Origin of the sequence: Massilia niastensis DSM 21313, assembly GCF_000382345.1 — a bacterium.
GTDB lineage: Bacteria > Pseudomonadota > Gammaproteobacteria > Burkholderiales > Burkholderiaceae_D > Telluria > Telluria niastensis.
Genome location: NZ_KB908100.1, coordinates 72,071 through 83,441 on the forward strand (window position 1 = coordinate 72,071; position 11,371 = coordinate 83,441).

Here is an 11,371-nt window from a genome sequence, read left to right on the forward strand (position 1 = left end):
CACTTTTCCGTAAGGGTGCGCATGCCTGAACATGCCAGCTTGTCGACACTGCCCGGACTGCTGCTTGCGACAGACCTGAGCGCCCGTTGCGACCGGCCGCTGGAACGCGCGAAGCGACTGGCCGGCAAATCCCATATCCCGCTCGTCATACTGACGGTGTACGACGCGCCGCAGGCGCCCGGCGAGGTGCTGCAATGGCTGGACGGCAGCACCGGGCGCCGGCGATGTCGCCTGCCACGGTGACGCCGGTGCTGCCGCTGCTGGTCCTGCTGCCGTTCTTCGGCGCCTTCGTCGCGGCATGCATGCCGGGAGGATCGCGCACCCGGCCGGCGGCGGTCTCCGGCGTGGTGACGCTGGCGGCGCTGCTGCTCGCCATCTTCCAGTTCGGGCGCATCGCCGGCGGCGAGGTCCCGACATCGACGTTCAGGTGGCTGCCCGAATTCGGGCTCGACATCGTGCTGCGCATGGACGGACTGGCCTGGGTGTTCACCGTCATGGTGCTGGGCATCGGCCTGCTGGTGCTGGTCTACGCACGCTACTACATGTCGCGGCGCGATCCGGTGGCCCGCTTCTTCGCCTACATGCTGGCCTTCATGGGCTCGATGCTGGGCATCGTCCTGTCCGGCAACCTGATCCAGATGGTCGTGTTCTGGGAGCTGACCAGCCTGACGTCCTTCCTCCTGATCGGCTACTGGCAGGAGCGCAACGACGCGCGGCGCGGCGCCCGCATGGCCTTCACCGTCACCACCACCGGCGGCCTGTGCCTGCTGGCGGGCGTCCTGATCCTCGGGCATATCGTCGGCAGCTACGAGCTCGATGCGGTCCTGGCGGCCGCCGACCAGGTGCGCGCGCATGCCCTGTACCTGCCGGCGCTGGTGCTGGTCGCGCTGGGCGCGCTGACCAAGAGCGCGCAGTTCCCCTTCCATTTCTGGCTGCCGCATGCGATGGCGGCGCCGACCCCGGTCTCGGCCTACCTGCACTCCGCGACCATGGTGAAGGCCGGCGTGTTCCTGCTGATGCGGCTGTGGCCGGTGCTGTCGGGCACCATGGAGTGGACCTGGATCGTCGGCGGCGCCGGCGTCCTGACCCTGCTGCTGGGGTCCTTCTTCGCGATCTTCCAGCACGACATGAAGGGCCTGCTCGCCTATTCGACCATCAGCCACCTCGGCCTGATCACCGTCTTGCTGGGCATCGGCACCCCGCTGTCGGTGGTCGCGGCGGTGTTCCACACCATGAACCACGCGGTGTTCAAGGCTTCGCTGTTCATGGCGGTCGGGATCATCGACCATGAATCCGGCACGCGCGACATGCGCATCCTGCGCGGCCTGGCGAAGGCCATGCCCTACACGGCGGCGCTGGCGATCGTCGCCAGCGCCGCCATGGCCGGGGTGCCGCTGCTGAATGGCTTCCTGTCGAAGGAGATGTTCTTCGCCGAAGCGACCCTGGTGGGCGGCACCGAAGACTGGTCGATGGCGGTGGCCGCGACCCTGATGGGCATCTTCAGCGTGGCCTATTCGCTGCGCTTCATCAGCGTGTTCGTCGGCCCGCTGGCGCGCGACCTGCCGCAGGACCCGCACGAGCCGCCGCGCTGGATGCGCTTCCCGATCGAGTGCCTGGTCCTGCTGTGCATCGCGGTCGGGGTGCTGCCGCAGCGCGTGGTCGGCGACGTGCTGGCGGTGGCCGCGCATGCGGTGCTGGGTCCGCGCATGCCCGAGTACGACCTCGGCATCTGGCACGGCTTCAACCTGCCGTTGCTGATGAGCGCCGTCGCGCTGGGCGGCGGCCTGGTGTTCTATGTGTTCCTGCGCCGCCGTTTCGACCTGCGCTCGCGCAGCAAGGTGCCGGTGCTGCACCGCCTGAAGGGCGCCCAGGCCTACGAGAACAGCATGCTGGGCCTGCAGCTGGCGGCGGACTGGCTGATGCGCTGGAGCGGCACGCGCCGCCTGCAGCGCCAGTTCCTGCTCATCATGGTGGCCCTGGTCGCGGTGCCGCTGCTGCTGGCGCGCCCCCTGCCGGCCCTGCCCGAACTGCGCCTGGCCGATGTCGATGCGCTGTTCGCGCTGCTCTGGCTGATCGGCGCCGCCTGCGCGGTGGCGGCGGCCTGGAAGGCCAAGTACCACCGGCTGGCGGCGCTGATCATGGTGGGCGGCACCGGCATCGTCACCAGCATCACCTTCCTGTGGCTGTCGGCGCCCGACCTGGCGCTGACCCAGCTGATGGTGGAAACCGTGACCACGGTGCTGATCCTGCTCGGCCTGCGCTGGCTGCCGCCGCGCTTCGCGCCGCCCGGCCTGGCCACGCGTGCGCCGGGCCGCACCTGGCTGCGGCGCTCGCGCGACATGCTGGTGGCGGCCGCCGGCGGCCTGGGCCTCGCGGCCGTCGGCTACGCGGTGCTGACCCGGGCGCCAAGCGCCACCATCAGCGACTTCTACCTGCTGCGCGCGCTTCCGGAAGGAGGCGGTTCGAACGTGGTCAACGTGCTGCTGGTCGACTTCCGCGGTTTCGACACGATGGGCGAGATCACCGTGCTGGGGGCGGTCGCACTGACGGTGTACGCGCTGCTGCGGCGCTTCCGCCCGGCGCACGAGAGCGTCGCCATCCCGGTGCAGCAGGCCAGCGATGTCGACCCGGCGGTGACGCAGTCGCCGGCGCAGCAGGCGCGCAGCGGCTACCTGATGGTGCCCGCGGTCTACCTGCGCTTCCTGCTGCCGGTGATGGGCATGCTGGCCGCCTACTTCTTCATGCGCGGCCATAACCTGCCGGGCGGCGGCTTCGTCGCCGGCCTGATCTTCGCCACCGCCCTGATCGTGCAGTACATGGTGGCCGGCACCGACTGGGTCGAATCGCACCTGCGCCTGCGGCCGCACCGCTGGATCGCCTGGGGCCTGGCGACGGCCTGCCTCACCGGCATGGGCGCCTGGCTGTTCGGCTACCCGTTCCTGACCAGCCATACCGCCCACCTGGACCTGCCGTTGCTGGGCGAGATCCATGTGCCGAGCGCCTTCGTGTTCGACCTCGGCGTGTTCCTGGTGGTGGTCGGCGCGACCATGCTGATCCTGGTGGCGCTGGCGCACCAGTCGCTGCGCAGCCACCGCGCACCGCCCGGCGCCGGCCGTGCGGCCATCCCGCCCGCCAAGGAGATCCAGTAATGGAAGTGGTGATATCGCTGGCGATCGGCATCGTGTTCGGCTCAGGCATCTGGCTGGTGCTGCGTCCGCGCAGCTTCCAGGTGCTCTGCGGCCTGATGCTGATGTCCTACGCCGTCAACCTGTTCATCTTCGTCATGGGCCGCCTGTGGGTGAACCGCCCGCCGCTCACGCCCGCCGGCACGCCGCCCGACCCCGCCCTGCTGGCCGACCCGCTGCCGCAGGCGCTGGTGCTGACCGCCATCGTGATCGGCTTCGCCACCACCGCGCTGTACCTGGTGGTGATGATCGGTTCGCGCGGCCTCACCGGCACCGACCATGTCGACGGCCAGGAGCCCGAGCCATGACCCTGCCCTGGATCCAGCACCTGCTGCTCGTGCCCATCCTGCTGCCGCTGCTGTGCGGCGCGGCCATGGTGCCGCTGACCCAGGGCTGGCACCGCCTCAAGTTCGTGCTCGGCTATGCATCGGGGCTGGGACTGCTGGCCAATGCCCTGGTGCTGGTCGGGATGACCGACGGCGACTACTGGCAGCACGGGATCGGGGTCTACCTGGCCGCCAACTGGGCGGCGCCGTTCGGGATCGCGCTGCTGGCCGACCGCCTGTCCGCGATGATGCTGCTGCTCACCGCGCTGCTGGGATTGGCCGCGCTGCACTTCGCCATGCTGCGCTGGGGCCGGATCGGCGTGCACTTCCATTCGCTGTTCCAGTTCCTCCTGATGGGCATCAACGGCGCCTTCCTGACCCACGACCTGTTCAACCTGTTCGTGTTCTTCGAGGTGATGCTGGCCGCCTCCTACGGGCTGGTGCTGCACGGGTATAACGCCGAGCGCATCCGCGCGAGCATGCAGTACATCGCGGTCAACCTGGCCGCCGCGCTGCTGTTCCTGCTCGGCACCGCCCTGATCTACGCCACCACCGGCACCCTCAACATGGCCGACCTGGCGGCCCGCATCGCCACCCTGCCCGCCGCCGATGCCGGCCTGCTCAAGACCGGGGCCGCGGTGCTGGTGCTGGCCTTCCTGATCAAGAGCGCGATGTGGCCGCTCGGCTTCTGGCTGCCCACCACCTATGCCGCCGCCTCGCCGCCGGTGGCCGCCATGCTGGTCCTGATGACCAAGGTGGGCGCCTACGTCATCCTGCGCCTGTGGCTGCTGATGTTCTCGGACCAGGCCGGCGCGGCGGCCGGCTTCGGCTACGACGCCCTGCTGTGGGGCGGCATGGCGACCATCGTGTTCGGCGCCGCCGGCATGCTGTCCACCGACAGCGCCGGCCGGATGGCGGGCTATGGCGCGGTGGTCTCTTCCGGCACCCTGCTGGCGGTGACCGGCTACGGCCAGCCCTCGCTGGTCACGGCCGGGCTGTACTACCTGGTCGGCTCGACCCTGGCGATCGCCGCCTTCCTGCTGCTGCTCGAACTGATCGAACGCATCCGCACGCCGCGCGCCGCGATGCTGGCGCTGACCATGGAAGCCTGGGCGGTCGAGGACACGCCGGAGGAGCCGGTCGGCAAGGGCGTGCCGGCGGCGATGGGCTTCCTGGCGCTGGCCTTCGCCGCCTGCGCGCTGATGATCGCCGGCCTGCCGCCGCTGTCCGGCTTCGTCGCCAAGTTCGGCCTGTTCCACGCCCTGCTGAATCCTTCCGAACATGGCGGCGCGCCGCCGGCCTCCGGCTGGATCCTGATGACGCTGGTGTTCGTCTCCGGCCTGGTCGCCGTGGTCTCGATGATGCGCTTCGGGGTGCGCACCTTCTGGTCCAGCAGCCCGGTCGCGCCGCCCATGCTGCACCGCTCGGAAGTCATGCCGGTGCTGTTCCTGCTGGCGCTGTCGGTCGTCATGACGATCGAAGCCAGCCCAATCTTCGCCTACCTGGGCCGCGCCAGCGCCGGCATCCACCGTCCCGGCGACTACATTTCCCGGGTGCTGGGCCAGCCGGCCGTGGCGGCGCCCACGCAGGCCGCGGAGGCGCCATGACCCCCTGGCTGCCCTTTCCCATCGTGTCGCTGGCGCTGTGCGTCCTGTGGCTGCTGCTGAACCAGACGGTGGCGCCCGGCCACCTGCTGCTCGGCGCCGCGCTCGGGATCGCGGCTCCGCTGCTGGCGCGCAAGCTGCAGCCGCTCGGCTATCCGCGCCTGCGCGCGCCCGTCGTGCTGGCGCGCCTGCTGGGCATGGCGGCGGTGGAGATCGTCTGTTCCTGCTTCAACGTCTGCCGCATCATCCTGTTCGGCGATCATGCGAAGGTGAACTCGCAGTTCATCCGGGTGCCGCTGACGATCCGCGACCCCTACGGGCTGGCGGTGCTGTCCTGCCTGATCAACATGACCCCCGGTACGGTATGGGTCGAGATCCTGCCCGAGGGCTACGAGCTGGTGCTGCATGTGTTCGACCTGCACGACGCCCAGTGGTGGGTCGACACCATCAAGACCCGCTACGAACAACCCCTGATTGAAATCTTCGAAACGGAGGCTGCCCATGGCGACCCTGCTTGAACTGTCGATCGTCTACGCGCTCCTGTGCGTGCTGGCGGCCATGCTGCTGTGCGCCACGCGTCTGCTGGTCGGTCCGTCGGCGCACGACCGCGTGCTGGCGCTGGATACCCTGTGGATGTGCGGGATGCTGCTGTCGCTGGTGCTCGGCATCCGCTTCAGCTCCCAGGTGTACTTCGAAGTGGCGATGCTGATCGCGCTGGTGGGCTTCGTCTCGACCGTCGCCATGGCGAAGTTCCTGATGCGCGGGGAGATCATCGAATGAGCGGCCTGGAACAGCTTCCCGCCTGGGCGGCGGCGACGGTGGCGCTGCTGCTGATCGTCGGCGCCACCATCATCCTGGCCGGCGCGCTCGGGCTGATGCGGCTGCGCACCTTCTACCAGCGCATCCACGGACCGGCGATCACGGTCACCCTCGGCGCCGGCAGCGTGCTGCTGGCCTCGATGGTGTACTTCACGGCGGCGCAATCACGCCTGGTGGTGCACGAGGTGATCATTTCCGCCTTCATCCTGATGACCGCGCCGGTGGTCTCGATGCTGATCATGCGCGCTGCGGTCTACCGCGACCTGCGCGCCCGCAGGCACGAAGCCGGGGCCACGGCGGGCGGGATCTACAGCATCGCCGAGGAGGAAGCGCAGAGTGGCGTGACGACGCGCAAGCGGTGACAGGATCTATCGGCTGTCGACCGGCAGGCTCATACCCTTGCCCTGAAGCCTCAGCCATGAGATGGCGAATGCGTCATCTTCCCTGATTTGGCCAACAGCCTGCTCCTCGTGGAGCAGGCTTTCTTGTTTGGGATCCTGATCCGTTCAACAGGCAGGAACAGCTTGCTACGTGCACTGACGGGGCGCTAGTGCCGCCCTGCAGTCGCCATTCCATTTGCATACGCTTCCTGGCCTCTCCAGGCCGAGACACCTGTTATTCCGGAATCTGCCCGCTTCATGCCAAGTTCCGTGAGCCATATCGGGGCCTTCATGGTGTTGCATTTGTTTATCACCACGATAGAAATTTCCCAGTGAAAAGTTTATATATGATAATGTATTAAATGACAATTTATATACACAACTGCAGTTATCATCTTGAAAACCACGACAGCCTCGTTCCTGCCTCGACGCCACATCCAAAGCTTACTCAGGAATACGCATTCGGGAGAATGCTTATGCTGAGATTCTTGCCGATTGAAAAAACTCACTAAATGTAACGCGTGGCGTCTGTTACGACGCTCGAGCGAGCGAACACTGCAGGCCAAAAAATCTTCAGCCAGTAAGGCACAAGCCAGAAATTATCAAATCAAATGCGCGAAAAATTCATGCTTGTGGTGTTTGGATTATGTCTCGTTGCGCTTTTCTTTTTGCCAGACAATATTGAGAAAGTCACTGCGTATACTCCGCCGCCGTTCTCGAAACTAAGAGTATCAACTGGAAAAGTGGAATTTCGGCCCCTTTGGAAATCAGGCGGCGGCGAACTTGTCTTGCATGTCGAAAAAAATAAGCTGGTATTAAGCTGCGCTCCTCCAAATCGAGAACAGGGATTTCCTTGCCATTACAAAAAGAACGGGACCCTGGATTTTAGATCCGACGTGGTTGGCAGGCAGGGCACGGCATGGTGGGAGCCTGTCAGTGGCAGCGTTGATGGCCGCCTGTATCAACTTGAAGTAGACGGAAAGATTTTTATCAGATTTGAAGATATGGCCGAACAGTATTCTGCTTCATTCAAAAAAACTAAATCATCGGAAAAATAATGACGACCGCCACTGCCGCAAAAATCACGCAAGAAACCATTGAATTCATCGAGCAGTTTGCCACCATCATCGGCGTGAAGCCTGTCCAAACCATTTCCAACCTTAAAGATGGGATCACCGCGTCAACCAGCATGCAAACGCAGGATATTGTCAATGCCGTTATTAGCACGGAACAGACAATCCTGGCATTGGCCACATCCTTTGGAAAAAGCGTTGTTCCGGTAGTCGGTTACGGGGTCGGATTGGCCAGCCTCGCGAATAACGTGAATCAGATCAAGGGTCAACTGGACAACAATCAGCCCGTATCTATTTCCTTGATCGCGCAAGCGCTTTCCGATACTGCTGGCCTGCTTTCGTCTGGTGCGTTTGCTGCTGCGACCGCCACAGCCCTGACGCCGGCGGGTCCCGCGTTTGCCGCTCTTGGCGGTGGCCTGGTGGTGGTGTCCGGTCTTCTGACATTCACTGCTTTGGCGGTGGGCGACGGCACATTGTCGCCAAGCATGAATGCGCCGCTGGTGAGCTTCAATAATGCACTCAATGGTTTCTACGAACGTTTTGCTGGAAGCGTTTCCAAAGGAATGGACCTGGTCGGCGCAAAGATGGATGCCTTCCTTGCCAGCCTCGAAGACGGCGTCCTGGACCTGAGCCTCGGCATGCAGGAGCACTTCACCAAGCTCCTTGATGATATCCGCGCCGGTTTCCAACAGGCGGAAGTAACGCGAAGCCCCTTGGTCCTGGATCTGAATGGCGATGGCGTCAAAACGCTCGGTACATGGGGCGAAGTTCATTTCGATCATGATGGAAACGGATTTGCCGAGCGGACCGGTTGGACCGATCCTGGCGACGGTCTGCTTGTTCTCGACAAGAACAGTAACGGCACGATCGATAACGGGGCTGAACTCTTCGGGAACTATACCCGGCTTCCATCCGGCGCAACGGCCGACAATGGGTTCCAGGCATTGGCATCACACGACAGTAATGCCGACGGAAAAATCGATGTCGCTGACAAGGACTTTGCTGCCTTGCGGGTTTGGAAAGACGCTAATAGCAATGGCATTACCGATGCCGGCGAACTGATCACGCTTGCAGCTCTTGGAATCAAGAGTATCGGGCTGGCTTATGAAAATCAGGTCGTCACCGACAAGAATGGCAACCAGCACCTGCAGGCGGGGCAGTATCAGGATGGCAGCGGTGGGTCCCATTCCATCAAGGATGTGTGGTTTTCAGTCGATACCGCGCGTACCGTCGATCGGGATGTCGCAGCCGTCGGTGCCAGTACCGAGGCGCTTCCCGATATCGCTGGATTTGGCAACGTTCGCAGCCTGCACCAGGCCATGGCGCACGATACGACTGGACGCTTGCAGGGCCTGGTACAACAGTTTATCGCGGCGACAGACGTGGGGAACCGGGAATCCATCCTGTCGACCTTGATCTACGCATGGGCCGGGGTCGAGGAGGTCGATCCCGGTAGCCGCGCCGCGACCCAGATTTACGGCAATGCTATCGGTGATGCACGCAAGCTGGAAGCGCTGGAAGAATTCCTGGGCGAAGACTATATCGGTACCTGGTGCTGGGGCGAAGCCGACCCTAACCCGCATGGTCCGGCAGCCAAGATTTTGTCGAGCGTCTTCGACAAGCTGGCGGAATATGTGTCGTCCCAATTGCTGATCCAGACCCGGTTCAAGGACTTGTACGATAGCGTGGCGCTGGAATGGAACGCATCGACGAGCAAATACGACATTGACGTTAGTGCAACGGTTGCCCTGCTCAAGACGGTCTACGACGCCAACGCCCAGCAAGGCATCGTGCAGATGGCTGAATTCGCGGCAGCATTGAAGTTTTCCGGTGATTTTGGCGGCAGTGCGATCGCTGCCGTGCGCGCCAGCGGCAGCGGCGGCAACACGGGTTTTGACACGGCGCTGGCCGGCTTCGGCATGAACAATACCGTGGGAACGGCCGGGGACAATCGTTTATACGGCACCGATTCGGCCAACGACCTGATGTATGGCTTTGGGGGGAATGATGATCTCTCCGGCGCGGGAGGCAATGACACCCTCGATGGCGGGACGGGCAACGACTATTTACAAGGCGGTGCGGGAGCGGATTCCTACGTCTTTACCCGTGGCTGGGGGCAGGACATTGTCTTCAATGGCGACAACGATGCCGTGGGTGTCAATCATGACAAGATCGTGTTCGGTGCCGGCATTGCGCCTTCTGAGATCACTGCCAAACGAGTGGGCTTTGATCTGATTTTAACGCTCGAGGGCGCTGCCGACAAAATCTCGGTATTCAGCTATTTCGATACGGACGGCGCAAGCAGCTACGCGGTCGAGACGATTCAGTTTGCCGACGGCACAATATGGAACGTCGCAACGGTGAAGGCCAAGGTACTTGCCGGAACGGCGGGGGATGACACGATCGCCGGCTACAGCAGCGCCGACACGCTCAATGGCCTCGACGGCAATGACACGCAGCGCGGCTGGGAAGGCAACGATACGATCAACGGCGGTAACGGCCGCGACACGCTGTACGGCGACGAGGGCGACGATGCCGTACGCGGCGACGCCGGGGCCGATAGCCTTCACGGCGGCGTCGGCAACGACACCCTGTCCGGCGGCACCGGCGACGACTACCTGTACGGCGACGCCGACGCCGACCGGCTCGATGGCGGCGCCGGCAAGGACTACCTGACCGGTGGCGCCGGCGCCGACGTCTACCTGTTCGGCAAGGGACGCGGCCAGGACACGGTCTACAACTACGACAACGATACCCAGGGTACGAACGCGGACAAGGTCCTGCTCGACGCCGGCATCGCGACGACTGGCGTGACGCTGCTGCGCTCGTACGGCGATCTGGTCCTGAAGATCAACGGCACCGATGACCAGCTGACGATCCAGGGCTATTTCAACAGCGACGGCGCGACCGACTCCGCGGTGGAGACGATCCAGTTCGCGGATGGCACCGTGTGGGATGTGGCAACGGTCAAGACCAAGGTGCTGGCCGGCACGGCAGGCAACGATGCGCTGTCCGGTTATGCCGGCGCCGACCGCCTGACTGGCCTGGACGGCAACGACACGATCCGCGGCGCGGACGGCAACGACACTGTGCTCGGAGGCAATGGCGCCGATTATCTGTACGGCGACGCAGGCAACGACATCGTCAACGGCGACGCCGGCGCCGACAATCTTTCCGGCGGGGTCGGCAACGACACCCTGTCCGGCGGCACCGGCGACGACTACCTGTATGGCGAAGACGGCGCCGACAGGCTCGATGGCGGTACCGGCAAGGATTACCTGAGCGGCGGCGCCGGCGCCGACGTCTACCTGTTCGGCAAGGGACATGGCCAGGACACGGTCTACAACTACGACAACGATACCCAGGGCACGAACGCGGACAAGGTCCTGCTCGGCGCCGACATCGTGGCGACCGGCGTGACGCTGCTGCGCTCGTACGGCGACCTGCTCCTGAAGATCAACGGCACCGACGACCAGCTGACGATCCAGGGCTATTTCAACAGCGACGCGACGACCAGCTCCACAGTGGAGACGATCCAGTTCGCGGACGGCACCGTGTGGGATGTGGCGGCGGTCAAGACCAAGGTGCTGGCCGGCATGGCAGGCAACGATGCGATCTCCGGCTACGCCGGCGCCGACCGCCTGACGGGCCTGGATGGCAACGACACGATCCGCGGTGCGGACGGCAATGACACCCTGATCGGCGGCAATGGCGCCGATTATCTGTATGGCGATGAAGGCAACGACACCGTCAACGGCGACGCCGGGGCCGACAACCTCTACGGCGGGGCCGGCACCGATACCCTGTCCGGCGGCACCGGCGACGACTACCTGTACGGCGACGCCGACGCCGACCGGCTCGATGGCGGCGCCGGCAAGGATTACCTGACCGGCGGCGGCGGCGCCGACGTCTACCTGTTCGGCAAGGGGCACGGCCAGGACACGGTCTACAACTACGACAACGATACCCAGGGCACGAACGCGG

The 11,371-nt window shown here is 64.5% G+C and carries 9 protein-coding genes; all 9 read left to right on the forward strand.

The genetic code is table 11. From position 1 onward, the window contains the following. Positions 1-21: 21 nt before the first annotated feature. Positions 22-243: a putative universal stress family protein gene (locus H162_RS34060; protein ID WP_156885641.1), complete on the forward strand. Its 222-nt coding sequence runs from the start codon at positions 22-24 to the stop codon at positions 241-243. Continuing rightward, positions 225-3,149: a monovalent cation/H+ antiporter subunit A gene (locus tag H162_RS0115885; protein ID WP_020654468.1), complete on the forward strand. Its 2,925-nt coding sequence runs from the start codon at positions 225-227 to the stop codon at positions 3,147-3,149. The genes H162_RS34060 and H162_RS0115885 overlap by 19 nt, the downstream gene beginning before the upstream one ends. Further along, complete coding sequence (locus tag H162_RS0115890) at positions 3,149-3,493, forward strand: Na+/H+ antiporter subunit C (RefSeq protein ID WP_020654469.1); 345 nt, start codon at positions 3,149-3,151, stop codon at positions 3,491-3,493. Before H162_RS0115885 ends, H162_RS0115890 begins: the two co-directional genes overlap by 1 nt. After that, positions 3,490-5,118, forward strand: coding sequence for a monovalent cation/H+ antiporter subunit D (locus H162_RS0115895; RefSeq protein WP_020654470.1), 1,629 nt, complete (start codon positions 3,490-3,492; stop codon positions 5,116-5,118). The genes H162_RS0115890 and H162_RS0115895 overlap by 4 nt, the downstream gene beginning before the upstream one ends. Further along, positions 5,115-5,633, forward strand: a complete 519-nt coding sequence (locus H162_RS0115900) for a Na+/H+ antiporter subunit E (RefSeq protein WP_020654471.1) — start codon at positions 5,115-5,117, stop codon at positions 5,631-5,633. Before H162_RS0115895 ends, H162_RS0115900 begins: the two co-directional genes overlap by 4 nt. After that, positions 5,617-5,895 carry a K+/H+ antiporter subunit F gene (locus H162_RS0115905; RefSeq protein WP_020654472.1) on the forward strand — a complete coding sequence of 93 codons (279 nt, stop codon included), beginning with the start codon at positions 5,617-5,619 and terminating at the stop codon, positions 5,893-5,895. The genes H162_RS0115900 and H162_RS0115905 overlap by 17 nt, the downstream gene beginning before the upstream one ends. After that, positions 5,892-6,296 (forward strand): monovalent cation/H(+) antiporter subunit G, encoded by a 405-nt coding sequence (mnhG, locus tag H162_RS0115910; protein ID WP_020654473.1) that lies wholly within the window; start codon positions 5,892-5,894, stop codon positions 6,294-6,296. Before H162_RS0115905 ends, mnhG begins: the two co-directional genes overlap by 4 nt. Positions 6,297-6,925: 629 nt before the next feature. Next, the gene (locus tag H162_RS34065; RefSeq protein WP_156885642.1) at positions 6,926-7,372 is read left to right on the forward strand and encodes a hypothetical protein; all 447 of its coding nucleotides are present in this window, start codon (positions 6,926-6,928) and stop codon (positions 7,370-7,372) included. After that, positions 7,372-11,371 (forward strand): calcium-binding protein (locus tag H162_RS34740; RefSeq protein ID WP_267872151.1); only part of this gene is annotated, 4,000 nt, incomplete at its 3' end. The genes H162_RS34065 and H162_RS34740, both read left to right, overlap by 1 nt.

What these genes read in the sequence shown, in the direction of transcription:
- H162_RS0115900 (WP_020654471.1), top strand. Translation starts at nt 5,115, where the DNA reads ATGACCCCCTGGCTGCCCTTTCCCATCGTGTCGCTGGCGCTGTGCGTC.
- mnhG (WP_020654473.1), top strand. Translation starts at nt 5,892, where the DNA reads ATGAGCGGCCTGGAACAGCTTCCCGCCTGGGCGGCGGCGACGGTGGCG.
- H162_RS34060 (WP_156885641.1), top strand. Translation starts at nt 22, where the DNA reads ATGCCTGAACATGCCAGCTTGTCGACACTGCCCGGACTGCTGCTTGCG.
- H162_RS0115895 (WP_020654470.1), top strand. Translation starts at nt 3,490, where the DNA reads ATGACCCTGCCCTGGATCCAGCACCTGCTGCTCGTGCCCATCCTGCTG.
- H162_RS34065 (WP_156885642.1), top strand. Translation starts at nt 6,926, where the DNA reads ATGCGCGAAAAATTCATGCTTGTGGTGTTTGGATTATGTCTCGTTGCG.
- H162_RS0115885 (WP_020654468.1), top strand. Translation starts at nt 225, where the DNA reads ATGTCGCCTGCCACGGTGACGCCGGTGCTGCCGCTGCTGGTCCTGCTG.
- H162_RS0115890 (WP_020654469.1), top strand. Translation starts at nt 3,149, where the DNA reads ATGGAAGTGGTGATATCGCTGGCGATCGGCATCGTGTTCGGCTCAGGC.
- H162_RS0115905 (WP_020654472.1), top strand. Translation starts at nt 5,617, where the DNA reads ATGGCGACCCTGCTTGAACTGTCGATCGTCTACGCGCTCCTGTGCGTG.